Source organism: Demequina zhanjiangensis, assembly GCF_030418315.1.
Taxonomy (GTDB): domain Bacteria; phylum Actinomycetota; class Actinomycetes; order Actinomycetales; family Demequinaceae; genus Demequina; species Demequina zhanjiangensis.
Genome location: NZ_JAUHPV010000003.1, coordinates 215722 through 235487, shown reverse-complemented (window position 1 = coordinate 235487; position 19766 = coordinate 215722). Strand labels below are relative to the sequence as shown.

The 19766-nt window shown below is 69.9% G+C and carries 17 protein-coding genes; 8 read left to right on the top strand and 9 right to left on the bottom strand.

Annotated features, from left to right (window positions below):
* Window positions 1-2 precede the first annotated feature (2 nt).
* A complete protein-coding gene (locus QQX04_RS06450; RefSeq protein WP_301127354.1) occupies window positions 3-1205 on the bottom strand; it encodes a TetR/AcrR family transcriptional regulator in 1203 nt (400 codons plus the stop codon).
* Window positions 1206-1373: 168 nt separating this feature from the next.
* On the opposite strand from QQX04_RS06450, the gene QQX04_RS06445 reads away from it, so the two are divergent.
* Window positions 1374-2954, top strand: coding sequence for a long-chain-fatty-acid--CoA ligase (locus tag QQX04_RS06445; RefSeq protein ID WP_301127352.1), 1581 nt, complete (start codon window positions 1374-1376; stop codon window positions 2952-2954).
* A 52-nt stretch (window positions 2955-3006) separates the two neighbouring features.
* Window positions 3007-3486, top strand: coding sequence for an acyl-CoA thioesterase (locus QQX04_RS06440; protein ID WP_301127350.1), 480 nt, complete (start codon window positions 3007-3009; stop codon window positions 3484-3486).
* 250 nt (window positions 3487-3736) lie between these two features.
* Here the strand turns inward: QQX04_RS06440 and QQX04_RS06435 are convergent, their stop codons facing one another.
* A complete protein-coding gene (locus QQX04_RS06435; RefSeq protein WP_436968463.1) occupies window positions 3737-4459 on the bottom strand; it encodes a GTP cyclohydrolase II in 723 nt (240 codons plus the stop codon).
* A gap of 214 nt (window positions 4460-4673) precedes the next feature.
* On the opposite strand from QQX04_RS06435, the gene QQX04_RS06430 reads away from it, so the two are divergent.
* The 3 genes from QQX04_RS06430 to QQX04_RS06420 are packed head-to-tail and all read left to right on the top strand — an operon-like array spanning window position 4674 to window position 8350.
* Window positions 4674-6335 (top strand): glycoside hydrolase family 13 protein, encoded by a 1662-nt coding sequence (locus tag QQX04_RS06430; protein WP_301127690.1) that lies wholly within the window; start codon window positions 4674-4676, stop codon window positions 6333-6335.
* A 30-nt stretch (window positions 6336-6365) separates the two neighbouring features.
* Window positions 6366-7415 (top strand): LacI family DNA-binding transcriptional regulator, encoded by a 1050-nt coding sequence (locus QQX04_RS06425; RefSeq protein ID WP_301127348.1) that lies wholly within the window; start codon window positions 6366-6368, stop codon window positions 7413-7415.
* Window positions 7412-8350, top strand: coding sequence for a carbohydrate kinase family protein (locus tag QQX04_RS06420; RefSeq protein ID WP_301127346.1), 939 nt, complete (start codon window positions 7412-7414; stop codon window positions 8348-8350). Before QQX04_RS06425 ends, QQX04_RS06420 begins: the two co-directional genes overlap by 4 nt.
* An 18-nt stretch (window positions 8351-8368) precedes the next feature.
* On the opposite strand, the gene QQX04_RS06415 is transcribed toward QQX04_RS06420, so the two are convergent.
* From QQX04_RS06415 to QQX04_RS06405, 3 genes are read right to left on the bottom strand one after another with little or no spacing between them, the layout of a single operon-like run.
* Window positions 8369-9241, bottom strand: coding sequence for a hypothetical protein (locus QQX04_RS06415; RefSeq protein ID WP_301127344.1), 873 nt, complete (start codon window positions 9239-9241; stop codon window positions 8369-8371).
* A gap of 2 nt (window positions 9242-9243) precedes the next feature.
* Window positions 9244-12231, bottom strand: a complete 2988-nt coding sequence (locus tag QQX04_RS06410; RefSeq protein WP_301127342.1) for a bifunctional [glutamine synthetase] adenylyltransferase/[glutamine synthetase]-adenylyl-L-tyrosine phosphorylase — start codon at window positions 12229-12231, stop codon at window positions 9244-9246.
* 22 nt (window positions 12232-12253) lie between these two features.
* The gene (locus QQX04_RS06405; protein ID WP_301127340.1) at window positions 12254-13588 is read right to left on the bottom strand and encodes a glutamine synthetase family protein; all 1335 of its coding nucleotides are present in this window, start codon (window positions 13586-13588) and stop codon (window positions 12254-12256) included.
* Window positions 13589-13661: 73 nt separating this feature from the next.
* Between QQX04_RS06405 and QQX04_RS06400 the strand changes: the two genes are divergently transcribed.
* Window positions 13662-15308 (top strand): NAD+ synthase, encoded by a 1647-nt coding sequence (locus QQX04_RS06400; RefSeq protein WP_301127338.1) that lies wholly within the window; start codon window positions 13662-13664, stop codon window positions 15306-15308.
* Between the two features lie 28 nt (window positions 15309-15336).
* Here the strand turns inward: QQX04_RS06400 and budC are convergent, their stop codons facing one another.
* Window positions 15337-16113: a meso-2,3-butanediol dehydrogenase gene (gene budC, locus QQX04_RS06395; protein WP_301127336.1), complete on the bottom strand. Its 777-nt coding sequence runs from the start codon at window positions 16111-16113 to the stop codon at window positions 15337-15339.
* Window positions 16114-16234: 121 nt separating this feature from the next.
* On the opposite strand from budC, the gene panB reads away from it, so the two are divergent.
* Both panB and QQX04_RS06385 read left to right on the top strand, forming a co-directional pair.
* Window positions 16235-17038, top strand: a complete 804-nt coding sequence (panB, locus tag QQX04_RS06390) for a 3-methyl-2-oxobutanoate hydroxymethyltransferase (protein WP_301127335.1) — start codon at window positions 16235-16237, stop codon at window positions 17036-17038.
* A gap of 67 nt (window positions 17039-17105) precedes the next feature.
* Window positions 17106-17963, top strand: coding sequence for an NAD-dependent epimerase/dehydratase family protein (locus QQX04_RS06385; protein WP_301127333.1), 858 nt, complete (start codon window positions 17106-17108; stop codon window positions 17961-17963).
* A gap of 32 nt (window positions 17964-17995) precedes the next feature.
* Here the strand turns inward: QQX04_RS06385 and QQX04_RS06380 are convergent, their stop codons facing one another.
* The 3 genes from QQX04_RS06380 to QQX04_RS06370 are packed head-to-tail and all read right to left on the bottom strand — an operon-like array spanning window position 17996 to window position 19735.
* The gene (locus tag QQX04_RS06380) at window positions 17996-18958 is read right to left on the bottom strand and encodes a DUF1214 domain-containing protein (protein WP_301127331.1); all 963 of its coding nucleotides are present in this window, start codon (window positions 18956-18958) and stop codon (window positions 17996-17998) included.
* 58 nt (window positions 18959-19016) lie between these two features.
* Entirely contained in the window at window positions 19017-19553 is a 537-nt protein-coding gene (locus QQX04_RS06375) for a hypothetical protein (protein WP_301127329.1), read from the bottom strand.
* Window positions 19535-19735 carry an SPOR domain-containing protein gene (locus tag QQX04_RS06370; RefSeq protein ID WP_301127327.1) on the bottom strand — a complete coding sequence of 67 codons (201 nt, stop codon included), beginning with the start codon at window positions 19733-19735 and terminating at the stop codon, window positions 19535-19537. The genes QQX04_RS06375 and QQX04_RS06370 overlap by 19 nt, the downstream gene beginning before the upstream one ends.
* Between the last annotated feature and the right edge of the window lie 31 nt (window positions 19736-19766).

Below are 19766 nucleotides of genomic sequence, written 5' to 3'. Positions count from 1 at the left end.
CCTCAGACTCCGAGCACCGCCTCGAGCAGCGGCGCGATCAGCGCCTTCGCCTCGGAAGCCGGCCCGTGCCGCAGATCGACGCTCAGATCCGCGACCACGTTGAAGCCCGCCTGCACGAGGAAACGGCGCTGCTTCTGATCGAGCTCGGGACGCACGCGCCCCAGGAGCTCGACCCAGTCCTCCACGTGCGCACGTTGCAGGCGCCGCAGCCCCTTCTGATCCTCAAGGTCGAGCGCGCCGACGTCGGCGACGTAGACGCCCATGAGGTCTCGGTCGTCGACCGCGAAGTCGATGTACGCCGCCGAGAGGATCCTGAGCGCCTCGCTCGCATCCTCGTGCGCGAGGGCGACGTCCGCAGCCTCGTCGAGTGTCTCAGCCGCGCGCACGCATGCGGTGCGCAGGATCTCGGACTTGCCGCTGAAGTGGCGGTACACGCCTGACGGGGTGAGCCCCACCGCATGCGCGATGTCCTCGATCGTCACCTCGTGGTAGCCCCTCTCGGAGAACAGCATGATGCCGGCCTGCGCAAGCTGCTCGCGGCGCCGACGGGGCTTCACCGTGGGCTCCTGGTCCTCGACCGCCTCGAGCTCCGCAGGCGGGATCGGGCTGGACAGCACGCGCATGGCCGCCTCGTGCAGCAGCGCGCGCTGCGCGGACGCGGGCATCGCGGTGCGGTGCGTGGTGACGCTCGCGATCGCGCTCAGCGCCGCGATCGCTGCGCGGCGGCGCGCCTGGTCGTCGAGCTCGGGGCGCAGCGTCGCGAGCGGTACCGCGATACGGCGCCTCAGCGCGGAGAACTCGGACGCGAGCGCGTGGCGATCCTCCGGCTCGAGGTAGCGGCTCTCCCAGCGGTAGATGCCCCCGGAGCCGCGCAATGCGATGGTGGCGCCCGCGATGGCGTCGAGCAGCTCGTCGAGGCGTGCGCTCGCCTCGTCAGCGGTCGCACATGGCCCCTCGTCGATGCCCTCGACGGCGGAGGCGAGGCTCGCGGCGAGTCCGAGCGCGACCTCGCGGAACAGGTCGTACTTGTTCTCGAAGTGCCGGTAGAGCGCCGCCGCGGAGATCCCGACCACGTCGGCGACGTCCTGCATGGAGACCCGGTGGTAACCGTGCTCCGCGAATGCGGCCGCGGCGGCCGCCTCGATCGCCTGCCGCCGATCGCGCGGGCGCCTTCGTACCGGCGCCGATGCCGTCGTCTCGCTCACAGGCTCACAGTAACGCGGCACGCCGTGCCTGGCCAACCAGTGGCGAAAACATGTGAACCGTGAGTAACATGCGAGTAGCCGGTCCCCACTGACGACTGTCACCCGGTGGCAGAGCGAGGCAAAGGCGCCCCGCGTCGTCACGGCTCGATGTACGAAGAGGTGCACGCGATGAGCAAGTCCCCGAACGTGATCCCCGCTTCCCTCCGCCGGAACCACTGGATGAACCAGGTGCTCGGCCACGCGCAGGTCAGGCCCGACGCGACAGCGTTCAAGCACCGCGGCGTCGTGACCACCTGGAGCGAGGTCGCCGAGCACATGGACATCCTTGCGGCCGCCCTGCAGCGCCGTGGCGTCAGCTTCGGCGACCGCGTGCTGATGCTGACGCTCAACCACACGCAGGTCGTGGAGACGGTCTTCGCGATCAACAGGCTCGGCGCTATCGCGGTGCCCATCAACATCAGGCTCTCCCCCGCCGAAGCGGCCTACATCATCGACGACGCCGACGCTGACGTCATCATCGTCGACCAGCCCCTCGCGCCTCTCGTGGCGGCGGCAGGCCAGGTCACCTCGCGTCTCACGCGGACGATCGTGATCGGCGAGGCCGGGGAGGGCCAGGAGTCGCTCTCCGACCTCCTCGCCGAACCCATGGGCGACTTCGAGGCTCCTGACGTGCCGGAGGACACGACGTGCCTGATCATGTACACGTCGGGCACCACGGGCCGCCCGAAGGGCGCCATGCTCGATCACGGGAACATGGCCGCACAGGCGATGACGGTCATCCGCGTCAACAACATCGTCGACGAGTCCGACGTCTCCTTCCTCACCGCGCCGCTGTTCCACATCGCAGGACTCGGCTCGATCGGCGCGAACTTCATCCTCGGGATCCCCACGGTCCTGCACCCGCTCGGCGCATTCGACCCTGTCGAGATCCTCGATGCCTGGGAGGCGGAGGGCGCGACCATCGTCTTCAACGTGCCCCAGCAGTGGCAGGCCATCTGCGCGGTTCCCGGAGTGAAGGACCGCGACCTGCCGCTCCGGGTGATCAGCTGGGGCGCGGCGCCCGCATCCGACAGCCTGCTGCGCACCATGCACGAGACCTTCCCCTCCGCCCTCATGGTCACGGTGTTCGGCCAGACGGAGATGTCGCCCATCACGTGCGTGCTGCGCGGCGAGGACGCCCTCGCGAAGCTCGGCTCCGTCGGCATGCCGGTGCCCACCGTCCAGTGCAGGATCGTCGACGCCGACATGCGAGACGTCAGCACCGGCGAGGTGGGCGAGATCGTCTACCGAGGCCCCAGCATGATGAAGGGCTACTGGCGCAAGGAGGAGGAGACCGCGTCGGCCTTCGAGGGAGACTGGTTCCACTCCGGCGACCTGGTGAGGCGTGACGAGGACGGCTTCGTGTGGGTCGTGGACCGCCTCAAGGACATGATCATCAGCGGAGGCGAGAACGTGTACTGCGCCGAGGTGGAGAACGCGCTCATGGATCACCCCGCGATCCTCGACGCAGCCGTCTACGGACGCCCGGACCCGCGATGGGGCGAGGTGCCCGTCGCCACGCTCGTGACGCGTCCCGGAGAGTCCGTGGACCTCGCGGGCCTGCGCACGTGGCTGGAGACCCGGCTCGCCCACTACAAGCAGCCCAAGGACATCGCGTTCGCCGAGGCGCTGCCGCGCAACGCGGCCGGCAAGGTGGACAAGGTGGCGCTGCGCACCTCGGACAAGGTCGCCTACCCGATCGCCTCATGACGACCACCGGGAGGGGGCGGCGCGGCATGCGGACCTGGAGAGGGGGCGCCGCATGCCGCGCCTGACCTTCCCGGTCCATCTCCGCTGGGCGGACCTCGACCCGAACGGTCACGTCAACAACGTCGCCTACCTCACGATCCTCGAGGACGTGCGGATCCGTGGGCTTCACCCCATCCTCGGCACCCTCGCGGACGAGAGGGGAGCGCTTCGCAGCGCAGGTCGCCCGCCCGTGGTGGTCGCGCGTCACGAGATCGACTACGTCCAGCAGATGCCCTGGTCGCCGCACCCCGTGCTCGTGGACCTCTGGGTGTCACGCATCGGAGGCTCCAGCATCGACATCTGCCACGTCATGCGAACGGAGCACGGAGGACAGGACACCGTCTACGCACGCGTGGTCTCGGTCCTGGTCTATCTGGATCCCGACACTCAGCGGCCCAGACCGCTGTCGGATCACGAGCGGGAGATGCTCGAGGCGATCACAGACGCGCCTCTCCCACAGCGCACACGGGCTGCGGTCGGTTCACCACCCTGATCGCGAGCCGCGTGCAGTCTTCGTCACATGCGCTCGCCACCGAGTGAACGGGATCGATGGGGAGGGCAACGGACCCGACGGCCACAGGCCAGGGCCGTGAGCAGCACCCGACCAGGACTCTCCTTCGCCGATTCGCTCCGTGGGACGAGACCTGGACAGCAGCGCCCCCTCGGAACCGGAGCCACGGCACCGCCAGGGGGCGCTGCCGCGTGCGCGCCGGAGATGCGGTGAGCCCGGGGCTCAGATCAGCTCAGGCGACGCCGGGAAGCGCGAGGAGGTGGCCCGTGTGCTGCACCTTGGTCTCGAGGTACCGCGCGTTCGCCTCGGTCAGGTGAACGCCGGTCGGCACCTGGACCTCGACGTCGATCCCCAGATCCTCGAGCTGTGCCGCCTTGTCAGGGTTGTTGCTCAGCAGACGGATCCGGTCCGCGCCGACCGCGGACAGCATCTGCGCCACGGCCGTGTAGTCACGCTCGTCCTCGCCGCGTCCCAGCGCGAGATTCGCCTCGTAGGTGTCGAGGCCCGAGTCCTGAAGCGCGTATGCGTCGAGCTTGGCGTACAGGCCGATCCCGCGGCCCTCCTGACGGAGGTACAGCAGGAAGCCTCCGGCCTCCGTGATGCGCTCGGCAGCCTCGCGCAGCTGGGGGCCGCAGTCGCAGCGCTCGGAACCGAGCACGTCTCCCGTCAGGCACTCGCTGTGGGGGCGCACGAGCGGAGCCTCACCGCCGTCGGCCGCGCGGGCGAGGGCGCCCTGCCAGTCGCCGAGGCCCAGAAGGAGATGCTCGGCGCCGTCGGCAAGCCCATGGAAGGTCATGACCGAGGCCGTCGTCGAGTAGCCGTCAGCGAACGTCATCGGCACCGTCACCTGGGCGCGGATCTCGGCCTCAGGCGCGGGCGACGGCTCATCGTGACGCACCCGCGTCTCCACGCGGTGCTCGGCACCCGAGCTGGGGCAGCGAAGCGACACTGTCATGACAGTCCTCCTCAGACGGCGCACGGTGGCGCAGGTGTGGAGCACAACGTGCGCGCGCGGCCCGGCATTCCCGGTTCAGGCGACGGAGCGTGCCCGATTTGCGGGCTAGACTGCAAGCGTTTACAAAGGTAGCGGAGGCAACGACGCCCCAGGCCCCACGGGTCCTGCGTCTGCGCCCACGGCAGCAGCGACCCGCGAGAGGACTCGACCCTTGGTGTACCGCACGATCCAGGACAGCCCGGCAGACTGGTGGCGGTCGGCCGTCATCTACCAGGTCTACCCCCGCTCGTTCGCCGACGCCGACGGCGATGGCGTGGGCGACCTCCCTGGAATCACCTCACGGCTCGACGCTCTCGCAGAGCTCGGAGTCGACGCGATCTGGCTCTCCCCCTTCTACCGATCGCCGCAGCACGACGCCGGGTACGACGTGTCGGACTTCTGCGACGTCGATCCGCTCTTCGGCACCCTCGAGGACTTCGACGCGCTCGCCGCGCGCGCGCACGAGCTCGGCATGCGCGTGGTCGTGGACGTGGTGCCCAACCACACGAGCTCCGATCACGAGTGGTTCTCGGCAGCGCTCGCCGCCGCGCCCGGCTCACCCGAACGCGCCCGCTACATCTTCCGAGAGGGCAAGGGACCCGACGGCGCCGAGCCGCCGAACGACTGGCAGTCGGTCTTCGGCGGGCCCGCCTGGACGCGGGTCACCGAAGCCGACGGCACGCCGGGCCAGTGGTACCTCCACCTGTTCGACGTCACGCAGCCGGACCTGGACTGGACCCAGGAGGACGTGCGTGCCAGCTTCGACGACATCCTCCGGTTCTGGCTCGACCGAGGGGTCGACGGCTTCCGCGTCGACGTCGCCCACGGCCTCGTCAAGGCTGACGGCCTCCCGGACTACACCGCCGAGGAGAAGAAGGGCGCCGCGCTCGGGGACCCGGCCACGCCCAGCCCCTACTTCGCGCAGGACGGCGTCCACGAGATCTGGCGCCGCTGGCACGACGTGGTCACCGCGCACGGGCCCGACAAGATCCTCGTCGCCGAGGCCTGGGTGCAGCCCCTGCCCCGCATGGCACTGTGGGTCCGACCCGACGAGATGCATCAGGCCTTCAACTTCGCGTATCTCATGACCGGATGGGACGTCGCCGAGCTGCGCGAGATCATCGACGACTCGCTCTCTTCCTTCGGCGCCGTCGGAGCGCCCAGCACGTGGGTGCTGTCCAACCACGACGTGGTGCGCCACGCCACCCGGCTTGCGCTCACCGTGTTCAACCCCCAGGGTCACGGGCTCGGCCCCCACTCCCCTGGCCTGCCCGACGTCGAGCACGGCATCCGCCGCGCGCGCGCCGCGACGCTGCTCATGCTCGCGCTCCCCGGCGGCGCCTACCTCTACCAGGGAGAGGAGCTGGGCCTGCCCGAGGTGCTCGACATCGCCGACGACCTCCGCCAGGACCCCACCTGGTTCCGCACCCAGGGTGAGCGGTTCGGCCGCGACGGATGCCGCGTCCCGATCCCGTGGGAGGCCGACGCGCCCGCCTTCGGGTTCAACACCACCGGCGAGAGCTGGCTGCCGCAGCCGGCCGACTGGGCGCCCTTCGCACGCGACGCGCAGCGAGGGATGGAGGGTTCCACGCTTGAGCTGTACCGCTCGGCCTTGACGCTGCGCGCGACGCACGCGCTCGGCACCGGCACCTTCGCGTGGGCCGACGCCCGCGAGGGCACGCTCGCCTTCGACAACGGGGACATCCGGATCGTCACCAACATCGACGCCGGCCCGATCCCGCTCGACAGCCTCGGTAGCGACGTGATCCTCGCCTCCACCGATCTGGATGGAGCGCTTCCCGCCGACGCCACCGTGTGGCTCCGACGTGATGCCTGACACGGTCCGGGACCGCCCCAGGAGGCGCGCATGAACAACGTCGGGATCCGCAAGGTCGCCGAGCTCGCCGGCGTCTCCACCGCCACGGTCTCCCGAGCGCTCGCAGGCAAGCCGAGCGTCTCCGCCTCGACACGGGCCCGCGTCGAGGAAGCGGCCAAGGAGCTCGGATACGTGGTCTCCGCGACCGCCTCGGGCCTCGCGAGCGGCCGCACCCGCTCCGTCGGCGTCATGATGCCGTTCCTCAACCGCTGGTTCTTCACGAGCGTCATGTCAGGCGCCCACCGCGTGCTCAACGACGCCGGATACGACCTCACGATCTACCACTGCGAGCCGAACCGGCTCGACGACACCCAGGGCGTGCACAACCCCAGGCGCGAGCGTCTCTTCCAGGAGTCGCTCCTGCGGCACAGGGTCGACGCGCTGCTGCTGGTCACGCTGTCGCTCACCACGACCGAGAGGGACCGCCTGCACGCGCTGGGCAAGCCCGTGGTCGCGATCGACCGCCCCCAGCCTGACATCCCGACGTTCGCCGTGGACAATCTCGCGGTCGCGAAGACCGCCGTCACGCACCTGCTCGAGCTCGGGCATCGGGACATCGCCTACGCGGGCGGTGTGCTCCCCTACGACCTGGACTTCCAGGTGCCAGTCCTGCGACGCGCCGGCTACGACACCGCGCTCGCCGAAGCTGGGCTGCCCGTGCGCTCCACCCGTGTGGCCGAGGGCGACTTCACCAGCCAGGGCGGCTACTCCGCCGCGATGAAGCTGCTGGCAGACCCCCACCACCGCCCCACCGCGATCTTCGCCGCCTCCGACGAGATGGCATACGGCGTCCTCATGGCCGCACGCGAGCTCGACCTGAGGGTCCCCGAGGACCTCTCGGTGATCGGCGTCGACGGGCATCCCATGGGCGACCTGCTCGGGCTCACCACGATCGATCAGCACCCTGCAGAGCAAGGAGCGATCGGCGCCCGCGCGCTGCTCGTCGAGCTCGAGCCTGACGAGCAGCACCCCCCGGCCGCGACGAGGCTCCCGTTCGAGCTGATCACGCGCCGCTCGACCGCGGCACCGCGAACGGCATGACCGGCAGCACCTCCGGCGCGGCACCGACGGTCGCCGTCATCGGACCGGTCTCGGTCGACACGATCGTCACGCTGGAGCATCTCCCCGCGCCGGTGCCGCACACCGTCATGGCCGACCGCTGGAGCACCCAGATCGGCGGCACGTCGGCAGGCAAGGCGCTGCATCTGAGCGACCTCGGCGCCGAGACCCTCCTCTTCACCACGGAGGGCGACGACGAGTCAGGCGCCGAAGCGCTCCGCGTCGTGGAGTCGCGGGGCGTCGCCGTGCATGCGATCCCCACGGGCGCACCCGTGGAGCGGCACCTCAACCTGATGTCTCGCCACGGCGCCAGGGTGTCGGTCTACCTGCAGCCCGCCGGCGATCCGGACCCCACGCTGACCGCCGCGCGACTCCATGACCTGCGCACCGCCCTTCCGGGCATCGACGCCGTGTTCCTCGACCTTGCGCCGCTGTCGCTCTCGCTTGCTCCGGCGATCGCCGCGAGCGGGGTGCCCGTCTGGGTCGACATCCACGACTACGACGGTGCGGATCCGTTCCACGAACCGTTCCTCGAAGCAGCGGACGTCATCCTGATGAACGGCGACAGGATCGGCGACATCGAAGGCTTCCTCAGCGCGTCGGTCCTTGAAGGGCGGCACGCCGCAGTCTGCACCCTCGGCGCCGACGGTGCGGTCGGGATCAGCGGCGACGGCACGCCCGTGCGCGTCCCGGCCGCACGGACCACGGTCGTGGATCCCAACGGCGCCGGCGACGCCTTCGCCGCGGGAATGCTCATGCAGGCGCTTCGCGAAGGATGCGCGGGCCGGCCCTTCACGGCGGAGGAGCTCGAGCGGTGCATGGATGCGGGCGCGGCTCAGGCGGTCACAGCCGTGTCGAGCGAGGGGCTCGCACCGAACCTTCCGATATGGACTGGAGCGCCAGCCATCGATTCATGACGTGGGCGTGCGCGCACGTCAGCGTCGCGCCTTGAACCCGCTCACGATCAGGGCGAGGACCGCGGCTCCGGCAAGCGCTCCCAGCCCGACCCACAGGGTCCGTTGCATGAGCGCCTCGCCCGACTCCTCCGACAGCAGTCCGCCCACCACGGATCCGAGCGCACCGTCGGGACCACCCGGGAGGACCAGGAGCACACCGTCGACGCCCAGCATCTGCACGACTCCCCACGCAAGGAGCGCCAGCACCCCCACCGCGAGCAGCAGCTTGGGCAGGAACCAGGCCCGCCGAGGCGAGACGAGCAACCCGACGACGACCAGGCCGATGCCTGCCCACAGCCCGTACTGCGCCGCCAGCTCCATCAGCCCATACGCGTCGCGGGCCTGCTCGAAGGTGTCGGCGTCCATCACTACGACCTCGACAGGCGCGATGTCGACCGCATCCGACACCGTGCCGAGGACCGCGACCCCCTCCAGGCGCTCCGCGACGAGGCTGTCGGCATCCACGACGATCACGAGCGGCGCAGGCGACCTCGCCTCGTCGGTCAGCGCGTCGGCGATCTGCTGCCGCGCCGCCTCTGCCTGATCGGTGACGAGCGCCTGGAACGCCTCCGTCTCCACGAGCGCCTTGAAGAGGTCCTGCACCGTGTCCACCGCGCCGAGCGCGTCAAGGCTCACGCCCCGCTCCTCAAGCCACGCCGCGACCTCGTCCGTCATCGATCCAGCGATCGTGTCCTGGACCGCCTCGGAGTCGAGCGCACGGTCCGTGAAACCGATGACAGCCGAGCCGTCCTCCACCGCATCGACCGCGACCGAGCTGATCGCCCAGCCGACGATCGACAGTGCACCCGCAAGGATGCACAGCGCCGAGATGATGGTCCGCAGCAGCCTCATCGTCACTCCTCTTCCCAGCCGAAGAACACCCGCTCGCACACGGCGCGGGCGTGGCGAGCCGCCCGCACGAAGCGGTCGTCGAGCTCAGGCCCCGTGTCGCCGGTGCCCATGATCTCGGCAAGAACCTTGAGCTCGCGCGCGTCGACAGGCAGGACGTCCGGGTCCCCCTGGCGCCCACGCAGCGCGATCGCACCGCGCAGGTCGGTCGCGAGCGTCCACGCCTCCCGAAGCGTGGCAGCGTCCTCGGCGTCGAGCAGTCCAGCGTCAGCCGCCACGTCGAGCGCGGCGATGGTCTCGGTGGTACGCAGCTCGGGAATCCGATGCGCATGCTGAAGCTGCAGCAGCTGAACGGTCCACTCCACGTCCGAGAGCCCGCCCGGGCCCAGCTTGAGATGGCGCCTGGGGTCCACGCCGCGCGGAAGCCTCTCCGCCTCCATGCGCGCCTTGAGCCGTCGCATCTGGGCGAGCGCCTCGTCCTTCAGCACCTCGGGATAGCGCACCGGAGAGACAGCCTCGACGAACCGCGCTCGCAGGTCCGGGTCCCCCGCGCACGGCCGTGCCCGTAGCAGGGCCTGCGCCTCCCACGGGTCCGACCAGCGGGCGTAGTAGCCGACCGTCGACTCGAAGGACCGCGCAAGAGGACCGTTGCGCCCCTCCGGCCGCAGATCGGCGTCGATCTCGAGCGACGGCTGCGGGCCCACCTTCTGAAGAAGGTTGCGCAGCACCGTCGCAAGCCGCTGCGCATGCGCCCCGGCCCGCTCTCCCCCACCCTCGAAGATGAACTGCACGTCGGCGTCCGAGGAGTAGCCCATCTCGCGCCCGCCGTAACGGCCCATCGCGACGACGAGGAGGCGAGGCGGCTCTTCACCCACCTCCTCGCGAACCGTGTGGATCGCGACGCGCAACGCTCCCTCGATCAGCATGTCGGCCGTGTCGGTCACAGCGCCCGCCGCTGCGGACGCGTTGACGAGGCCCAGCGTGTCAGCGGCGGCGACGCGGGCGAGCTCGCGACGGCGAAGACCCCGCATCGCGGTGATCGCCTGCTCGGGGTTGTCGCTCCTGGTGAGGATCGAGTCGGCCTCGCGCCAGAGCCGCTCGTACGGACGCGGCTTCAGGTCCTCGTCGGAGTCGAGCCACCGCACCTGCTCCGCGGTGGCGAGCAGCGCCTTCGTCACATAGCCGGAGGTGGACAGAAGGCGCGCCAATCGCTCCGCCGCCGTTCCCGAGTCGCGCAGCAGCTTGAGGAACCACTGTGTGGACCCGAGCTGCTCCGAGAGCTGGCGGAAGGCGAGGAGGCCTGCATCCGGCTCGGGCCCCTCGGCGAACCAGCCGATCATCGCGGGCAGAAGCTGCTGACGGATCGCCGCGGACCGCGACACCCCTCCGGTGAGCGCGACGATGTGCCTCAGCGCAGCGTCGGCATCCTTGAACCCCACTGCGGAGAGGCGATCGCGCGCCGCCGCCGTGTCGAGGCTCGCCTCCCCGGTGCTGAGCCGCGCCACCACGGGAAGGATGGGACGGTAGAACATCTCGAGGTGCATCGCGCGCACGCGCCGCCGGATGTCGTGCCACACCTCGTCCATGTACTCGACGGTCGCGAATCCCGACGCACGGGCCAGGATCCTGCGGTCCTCCGCCTGCTCCGGCATCAGGTGGGTGCGCGACAGCTTCCGCAGCTGAAGCCTGTGCTCCCACACGCGCAGCTGTCGGTAGGCGCGATCCATCGCCGCGGCCTCGGGACGTCCGACGTACCCGCCTGCACGCAGCGCGGCGAGAGCCGTGAGGGTGGAGCGCTCGCGCAACGACTCGTCGGCTCGCCCGTGGACGAGCTGCAGGAGCTGGATCGTGAACTCGACGTCACGGAGGCCGCCGGGTCCCAGCTTGATCTGACGATCGGCCTCATTGGCGGGCACATACTGCTCGACCCGACGACGCATCGCCTGCGCCGCCTCCACGAAGTTCTCCCGTTCCACCGCCGACCAGACGAGGGGCTGGAGCATCTGAACGTACCGCTCGCCGATCTCGGGGTCGCCCGCGATCGGGCGGGCCTTGAGCAGCGCCTGGAACTCCCAGCTCTGTGCCCACCGCTCGTAGTAGGCCAGGTGGGACGAGAGCCCGCGCACCAGCGCACCGTCCTTGCCCTCCGGCCGCAGGTTCGCGTCCACCTGCCACAGCGGAGGCTCTGCGGCGAAGCGGTCGCATGCCCTCGCAGCCGCGGCGGCGAGGCGCGTGGCCACCCGCAGCGACGCCTGCTCGTCAGCCCCCTCCGCCGGCTCGGCCGCATAGATGACATCCACGTCCGAGACGTAGTTGAGCTCCCGCGCGCCGCACTTGCCCATGCCGAGGATCGCCAGCCGCGTCAAGGCATGGTCCTTCTCCGCGGCGCGAGCGATCGCGAGCCCGGCCTCGAGAGCGGCCCCGGCGAGGTCGGCCAGGACCGCGCCGACCGCGGGCATCACGGTGATCGGGTCCGACTGCATCAGATCGATGGCAGCGACACGCAGCAGTTCCCTGCGGTACGCGACCCGCATCGCCACGATCCCCTCGTCACCGATGACGGTGGCGACGGGGGCGGTCGAGCCTGGGTCGGCGCCCACGGCCTCCAGCAGCCGTGCACGCACATCGACCTCGTCGACGGGGTCGTCATCCTCCCACTCGAGGAAGTCGCTCACCAGATCAGGGCGGCGCACGAGGAAGTCTCCCAGCGCGACCGAGCCGCCGAGCACCACGCCCAGCCGCCTTCCCGCGGGCGAGCGCAGCACATCGTGCACGGTCTGGACCACGCCTGCCTGCTGGGCCGCCTCACAGACGCGCAGCAGCTGCAGCAGACCCGTGTCGGGGTCCGCGTAGTACGACAGGGACAGCGCAGGGTCGACGAAGCGGAAACCCGAGACGTCGGCGATCTCCTCGATCAGCTGCTGGGCCCGCGCCGAGTCGACGACCCCGGCGCGTCGCAGCTGGGTGGTGAACGAGACCTCGCGTGAGCTCATCGGTCAGCTCCCGCCCGGCCGGTCAGAGGACCGGGAGGTTGTTCTCGAGCTCGTACGGAGTGACCTGCTCGCGGTACGCCTGCCACTCGGCGCGCTTGTTGCGCAGCACGAAGTCGAACACGCGCTCTCCGAGCGTCTCCGCGACGAGCTCCGAGCGCTCCATCGCCGTGATCGCTGCGTTGAGCGACTGCGGCAACGGCTCGTAGCCCATCGCCTTCCGCTCGGCCTCCGAGAGCTCCCACACGTCGTCCTCCGCACCGGGGGGAAGCTCGTAGCCCTCCTCGATGCCCTTGAGGCCGGCGGCGAGCATCACCGAGAACGCGAGGTACGGGTTCGTGGCGGAGTCGAGGCCGCGGTACTCGATGCGGGTCGACTGGCTCTTTCCAGGCTTGTGCACCGGGATGCGCACGAGCGCGGAGCGGTTGTTGGAGCCCCAGCACACGTAGCTGGGCGCCTCGGCGCCGCCCCACAGACGCTTGTACGAGTTCACGTACTGGTTGGTGATGAGCGTGATCTCCGGCGCGTGCGTGAGCAGGCCTGCCACGAACTGACGTGCGACCGGCGACAGGTCGTAGTCGCTGCCGGCCTCGTAGAACGCGTTGCGGTCACCCTCGAACAGGCTGAGGTGCGTGTGCATGCCCGATCCGGGCGCGTCCACCAGCGGCTTGGGCATGAAGGAGGCGAAGACGCCCTGCTGGAGCGCCACCTCCTTGATGACCGACCGGAAGGTCATGATGTTGTCGGCCATGGTGAGCGCGTCCGCATAGCGCAGGTCGATCTCGTTCTGACCCGGACCGATCTCGTGGTGCGAGAACTCGACGGAGATCCCCATCGCCTCGAGCATCGTGATCGCGTCACGACGGAAGCTGTGGGCGGCGCCGCGCGGCACGTTGTCGAAGTAGCCCGCCTGGTCCACCGGGACGGGGAGCTTTCCCTGCTCGAGCGACTCGAAGAGGTAGAACTCGATCTCCGGGTGCGTGTAGAAGGTGAAGCCCTTCTCGCTCGCACGGTCGAGCGTGCGCTTGAGCACGTTGCGCGGGTCCGACAGCGCCGAGGCGCCGTCCGGCGTCTCGATGTCGCAGAACATGCGGGCGGCCCCCTGCCGCTCGCCGCGCCACGGCAGCACCTGGAAGGTCGTGGGATCGGGCCGGGCGATCATGTCCGCCTCGTAGACCCGGGTGAGCCCCTCGACGGCCGATCCATCGAACCCGATGCCCTCGTTGAAGGCGTTCTCGAGCTCGGCCGGTGCGATCGCGACCGACTTCAGCACCCCGAGCACATCGGTGAACCAGAGTCGCACGAACCGGATGTCACGCTCCTCGACGGTGCGGAGCACGAATTCCTGCTGCTTGTCCATAGGCACATCCTGCCCTACTCATGTGACGATCGTGTGTCCATCCCAGCATGCCACCACCCCGTAATCTGGCTCCATGACGGACCTGCGCATCGCGATGGCTCAGATCAATACCTGCGTGGGAGACATCCCTGGTAACGCGGCACTGGTGAGAGAGCGCTCCCGCGCCGCCGCGGAGCGCGGCGCACGCCTGGTGGTCTTCCCCGAGATGACCACGACCGGCTACCCGATCGAGGACCTCGCCCTGCGTGCGAGCTTCCAGCGCGCCGCCGAGCGGGCGGTGCACGCGATCGCGGCCGACCTCGTGACGGACGGCCTCGGCGACCTCACCGTCGTGCTCGGCACCCTGGGCACCAACGCGGACGGACGGCCCACCAACGAGGCCGTCGTGCTGCGAGGAGGCGAGGTCGTCTCGCGCTACGCCAAGCACCACCTCCCGAACTACGGCGTGTTCGACGAGCGCCGCATCTTCGCGCCGGGCGAGGACCCGTGCGTGCTCACCGTGGACGGCGCGCGCATCGGCGTCGTCGTCTGCGAGGACATCTGGCAGGACGGCGGACCCGTCGCGGCCATGGCCGGCGAGGCGCTCGACGTCCTGCTCGTCCTCAACGGCTCGCCCTTCGAGGAGGGCAAGGGGATCGTCCGCACCGAGCTCGCGCGCAAGCGCGCCGCGGAGGTCGGCGCGCCGCTCGTGTACGTGAACATGTGGGGCGGTCAGGACGACCTGGTGTTCGACGGACACTCGTTCATCGTCGCCGCCGACGGTGCCTGGATGGCGAACGCGCCCGGCTTCGAGGATGCGCTCGTCACCTGGGACGTGCCGACCGGCGACGGTGCGCCGGTGCAGAGCGAGGTCGTCGACTTCGCCTCCGATGACGAGCAGGTCTACCGCGCCGTTGTCACGGGCCTGCGGGACTACGTGGTGAAGAACGGCTTCCAGTCGATCGTGCTCGGCGTGTCAGGCGGGATCGACTCGGCGCTCACGGCTGCGATCGCCGCGGACGCGATCGGGGGCGAGAACGTCGTCGGCGTCTCGATGCCGTCCGAGTTCTCCTCGGAGCACTCCAAGGACGACGCCGCCGACCTGTGCAAGCGCCTCGGCGCCGACTACCGCGTGCAGCCGATCGCACCTCTCGTGGACGCCTTCCAGGCGCAGCTCGCGCTGACCGGCGTCGCCGAGGAGAACCTTCAGGCGCGCGTGCGCGGCGTCGTGCTCATGGCCATCTCGAACCGCGAGAACCACCTGGTGATCGCGCCCGGCAACAAGTCCGAGCTCGCGACCGGCTACGCGACGATCTACGACGCCGGGAGCATCGGCGGCTTCGCGCCTCTCAAGGACCTGGACAAGACCCGCGTGTGGGACCTCGCGCGCTGGCGCAACGCCCAGGCACGGCTCCTTGGAGAGGTCGAGCCGATCCCCGTCAACTCGATCGAGAAGCCACCGAGCGCCGAGCTGCGCCCCGGCCAGACCGACCAGGACTCGCTCCCCGACTACGCGCTGCTGGACGAGGTGCTCGACGCGTATGTGGAGCACGCGGAGGGCCGCGAGGAGCTGCTCGCGCGAGGCTTCGACGAGGCGGTGGTCGAGAAGGTGCTCTCGCTCGTCGACCGTGCCGAGTGGAAGCGCAGGCAGTACCCGCTCGGCCCCAAGGTGACCGCGCTCGCGTTCGGCCGCGACCGCAGGCTCCCCGTCACGTCGCGATGGCGCGAGCGCGCGGAGTAGGCAAGGCGGCGGGATCCCGCGGAGCGTCTCAGACGGGCCGCGCCTGACCCGTGCTCGCCGAGGTCCCTCCGTCCACCACGAGGTTCGCACCTGTGATGTAGCCGGCGTCAGCGCTCGCGAGGAACAGCACGGCGGGTGCGATGTCCTCGGGCACCCCGGTGCGGCCGAGCGCGACCCGCTCGATCTTCTGAGGGATCTCGTGCGCCGGCCGTCCCGCATCGGTGTTCATCTCCGTCGCGGTCTCGGCGGGCGACACCGAGTTGAACCTGACGCCGCGGTCCCCGTACTCGAGCGCGAGCGACTGGACGAAGTTGGCCACTGCGGCCTTGGTCGCGTTGTACATCGCCTGCACCCAGTCGCCGCGCAGGCCCGAGACCGAGCTGAGGGCGACCACGTTCCCCTGCGTGCGAAGCAGCTCGGGCAGCGCGGCGTGGACGGTGTGCACGAAGCCGTCGGTGTTGACGGAGCGGATCCTGTCCCAGTCCGACAGGTCCTGCTCGTGGAAGCTTCCTCCGAGGAAGATCGCCGCGTTCGGGACCACCACGTCGATCGCGCCGAACTCGTCCACGGCGGCGCGCACGAGCTCGCGTGCCTGGAACGGATCGGAGACGTCCGCGGGGACAGCCAGCCGGCGCTCCTTCGAGATGTCGGAGAGCGCGTCGTCGAGGGGCGCTGCGCGCCGGCCCGCGGTGACGACGTTCGCGCCGTTCTCACCGAACGCCCTGACGATCGCACGCCCGATCCCCGTGCCGCCGCCGGTGACGATCACCGTCTTGCCCGCGAAGTCGTAGGTGTTGTGCGTCATGAGTCCTCCTCCGGCCTGGTATCCAAGGGTGGAACGGGGCGCGGGGCGGCGCTGTTCCCCCGCGTCGTGTCGGGCACGCGTCGCGTCGGCGACCTTGGCCCGGTCATGAGACAGTGTTGGCATGACCAAGAAGGTGCGCATCCACCATTTCAAGGAGATGAAGCAGCGCGGTGAGAAGATCACCATGCTGACGGCCTACGACTACCCCACCGCGAAAGCGTTCGACGCCGCGGGCGTGGACATGCTCCTGGTAGGCGACTCCTTGGGCGACAACATGCTCGGCTATGACTCCACGGTGCCGCTGACGATCGACGAGATGATCCCCTTCGCCCGTGCCGTCGCACGCGCTGCGGAGCGCTCGTTCGTGGTCGCCGACCTCCCGTTCGGCACCTACGAGGTGTCTCCCGAGCAGGCCGTCGAGTCCTCGATCCGCATGATGAAGCTCTCCGGCGCGCAGGCGATCAAGTTCGAGGGCGGCCGCCGCATCGCCCGCCAGGTGAAGGCCGTGACCGACGCGGGCATCCCCTTCTGCGGCCATCTGGGCTTCACGCCGCAGAGCGAGAACGCGCTGGGCGGCCGACGCATCCAAGGCCGCGGCGAGCAGGGCATCCAGGACCTCGTGGACGACGCGCTCGCGCTGCAGGAGGCCGGAGCCTTCGCCGTGGTGCTCGAGATGGTCGTGGCGCCTGCCGCGGAGGCGGTCACGAAGGCGCTGGACATCCCGACCATCGGCATCGGGGCCGGGTCGGGCACGGACGGCCAGGTGCTCGTGTGGCTCGACATGGCGGGGGTCGGAGACTGGCACCCGAGGTTCTCACGGCAGTTCGGCCAGGTGGGCGCCGAGATGACGAACGCCGCGTCCGGCTACGTGAAGGCCGTGAAGGACGTCGAGTTCCCCGCGGCGGAGCACACGTTCGACGACTGACACGCGTCGACGGCAGAGACGATCGACAGGCGCGCCTGAGGGGCGTCGCCGCTGGAAGGAGTGCTCGATGGCGAGCATCATCGTGACCGGAAGCAAGGGCAAGCTGGGGCGCGTCGTGGCGCGGATCCTGGCCGAGGAGGGGCACGAGGTCCACGGGATCGACGCGGCGCCCGCTCCCCCGTCGTTCGACTACACGAGGGTGGACCTGACCGACTACGGACAGACGGTCGACGCGATGTTCGGCGTGCAGGACCGCTATGACGGCGTCGACGCCGTGGTCCACCTGGCGGCGATCCCCGCGCCGGGCCAGGCCGCTGACGTCGCCACGTTCGACAACAACATGCTCGCCACCTCCCACGTGTTCCAGGGGGCGTTGCGCGCGGGCATCCGCAAGATCGTCTACGCGTCCTCCGAGACGGTGCTCGGCCTGCCCTTCACGATCGACCCGCCCTACATCCCTGTGGACGAGGACTACGACGCGCGTCCCGAGTCGAACTACTCGCTCGTGAAGCACCTCGAGGAGCAGATGGCGATCCAGCTGTGCCGCTGGCACCAGGATCTGTCGATCACGGCACTGCGCTTCTCCAACGTGATCTACGAGGAGGAGTACGTCGACTTCCCTGCGTTCGACTCCGATGCGACGCTGCGCAGGTGGAACCTGTGGGGCTACATCGACGCGAGGGACGGCGCTCAGGCGGTGTCGAAGGCGCTCGCGCACGAGTCGCTGGGCTTCGAGCGCTTCGTCATCGCGAACGCCGACACGGTGATGTCACGTTCGAGCGCGGAGCTCGTCGCGGAGCAGTTCCCGGGCGTGACGGTGACCAAGGAGCTCGGCGAGCACGAGACGCTGCTCTCGATCGACAAGGCGCGCGCGATCCTGGGCTATGAGCCTCAGCACTCGTGGCGGCACCACGTGGAGGGCTGAGCGGACCGAGGCCCCCCGCGGGCGCGCCTTGCTCAGGCAGCCTGCGCGCCCGCGGCCGACGTGAGGATCGGCGGCGCCGTCCACCGACCGTCGAGGACCTCGTTGCGGGGGCGGTACAGGCGAAGCACGGTACCCCAACGTTCGGGTACTGGAATGTCGTTGGGACCCACGGGCTCGCCGTGCACGAACCGGATGAGAACCCCGCCATCGGGCTCGCGTACCGCCGTGACACTGTTCACCGAATAGCGGTCGTACGGGTTCTCCACGAAGAACCCGCGATCGTCGTACACCGAGACCGACCAGAACGCGTCGACGGGCACATCGGTCAGGTCCAGGTGACAGTCGGCGTCGAGGGACGGCGGCATCATCGAGACGTACGTGGCTTCGGCGCGTGGCAGCCCTCCCCATCCGGCGGCGGTGCCCAGCAGGTGGTGGATGCGGTCCACCTCGGCTGCCGATCCGAAAGCCTTGTCGAAGGAGGCCATGCCCGCGGCAAGCGTGAGCAGCGCCTGTCGTGTGGCGTCGAAGGTGGCCCTGTCGTAGTCGGGCATGACCAGATCCTCGCCGCCCTCGCCAGAGATCTGGATCGCGTCCTGAAGCGCGACGACCTTCGCCACGTCCTCCGGATCGGTGGGATCCACGAGGATCCGGATCGCCACCAGCGCGTACCGGGTGCCTGCCTCGGTGCGCGTCAGCCTGTAGTGCCCGGGACGGTGCAGCACGAGCGGGACCAGATGGTCGTTGTTGACGAGCATCGCTGACAGGTACCGGCCGCCCGCCTCAGGCAGCGTGAGGTCCACGCCATGCTGCAGGTCCACCGTGGCGAAGCTGTAGAGCGTGTCGCGGTTCATCCGGATGACGGTCTGCTGCGAGATCGGCGTGGGGGCGCGTCGATGGCCCAGGCGGTTGACACCGCCGGCCTGACGTTGGATGTCGACCAGCATGCGGTCGGACTCTGCGCGGACGAAGTTGTCGACTGTGACGGGGATGCTCATGGCGATGCCTCCTGCCTTCAATCGTCCCTCCGGGACGCAGACGCCGCCACCGGGAACCTCAGAGGTCGGGGGTGACGCGGGCCCCTGCGTCCGGGGCTCGCGCGCCGTCCCAGCGGCGCGCCGGACGGTAGTAGAGGCACACCCAGACGTTGGAGACCGCGCATGCGACCGCGGACCACGAACGGACCGGGTCGAGAGGTCCAGCGGACGCGACGACGAGGAACGGGACCAGCGCGAGCGTGTTGGCGAGGGCGAGCGCGACGGCCACCGCACGCCATCCGGCTGTGCCTGGGGACGCGAGGTATCCCGGATCGTCGCGTCGCGCGAGGGTCCAGCCTCGAAGGCTGCGGACAAGCAGAGCCGCGAGCCCGAGCACCGTGGGCGTGAGGCAGAGCGCGAGCAGATAGCCGGCCGTGAAGACGACTCCTCCCCCGCCGGCGCTGGACACGAAGGCGATGATCCCGTCGGGCACGAGCAGCAGCAGCGCGTCGGCTGTTCCAGCGACGAGCAGCCCGAGGAGCGCGATCCGGAACCAGAACCCGACGCCGTCGCGCAGCGTTGGCGGCCCGCTGTCCGTCAGCGCTCGCCCTTCCACTCCGCGTCGTCCTCGTCCCAGGAGGCCGACCGCTTCTTGGCGGTCTCGAGCGCCTGCTCGGCCTCCTCGCGCGTGGAGTACGGCCCCATGAGGTCCTCCCAGGAGCTGAGACGCCCCTTCTCCACCATGCGCGTGCGGGTGTTGTAGAAGTACTCGACCTGGCCGAGACCATCGTTGGACATCTGCATCGCCTCCGTGAATAGACTGCCAGGT

What these genes read in the sequence shown, in the direction of transcription:
- QQX04_RS06410 (WP_301127342.1), bottom strand. Translation starts at nt 12,231, where the DNA reads ATGAGCTCACGCGAGGTCTCGTTCACCACCCAGCTGCGACGCGCCGGG.
- QQX04_RS06445 (WP_301127352.1), top strand. Translation starts at nt 1,374, where the DNA reads ATGAGCAAGTCCCCGAACGTGATCCCCGCTTCCCTCCGCCGGAACCAC.
- QQX04_RS06380 (WP_301127331.1), bottom strand. Translation starts at nt 18,958, where the DNA reads ATGAGCATCCCCGTCACAGTCGACAACTTCGTCCGCGCAGAGTCCGAC.
- QQX04_RS06420 (WP_301127346.1), top strand. Translation starts at nt 7,412, where the DNA reads ATGACCGGCAGCACCTCCGGCGCGGCACCGACGGTCGCCGTCATCGGA.
- QQX04_RS06405 (WP_301127340.1), bottom strand. Translation starts at nt 13,588, where the DNA reads ATGGACAAGCAGCAGGAATTCGTGCTCCGCACCGTCGAGGAGCGTGAC.
- QQX04_RS06370 (WP_301127327.1), bottom strand. Translation starts at nt 19,735, where the DNA reads ATGTCCAACGATGGTCTCGGCCAGGTCGAGTACTTCTACAACACCCGC.
- QQX04_RS06425 (WP_301127348.1), top strand. Translation starts at nt 6,366, where the DNA reads ATGAACAACGTCGGGATCCGCAAGGTCGCCGAGCTCGCCGGCGTCTCC.
- QQX04_RS06400 (WP_301127338.1), top strand. Translation starts at nt 13,662, where the DNA reads ATGACGGACCTGCGCATCGCGATGGCTCAGATCAATACCTGCGTGGGA.
- panB (WP_301127335.1), top strand. Translation starts at nt 16,235, where the DNA reads ATGACCAAGAAGGTGCGCATCCACCATTTCAAGGAGATGAAGCAGCGC.
- QQX04_RS06385 (WP_301127333.1), top strand. Translation starts at nt 17,106, where the DNA reads ATGGCGAGCATCATCGTGACCGGAAGCAAGGGCAAGCTGGGGCGCGTC.
- QQX04_RS06415 (WP_301127344.1), bottom strand. Translation starts at nt 9,241, where the DNA reads ATGAGGCTGCTGCGGACCATCATCTCGGCGCTGTGCATCCTTGCGGGT.
- QQX04_RS06435 (WP_436968463.1), bottom strand. Translation starts at nt 4,459, where the DNA reads ATGACAGTGTCGCTTCGCTGCCCCAGCTCGGGTGCCGAGCACCGCGTG.
- budC (WP_301127336.1), bottom strand. Translation starts at nt 16,113, where the DNA reads ATGACGCACAACACCTACGACTTCGCGGGCAAGACGGTGATCGTCACC.
- QQX04_RS06440 (WP_301127350.1), top strand. Translation starts at nt 3,007, where the DNA reads ATGCCGCGCCTGACCTTCCCGGTCCATCTCCGCTGGGCGGACCTCGAC.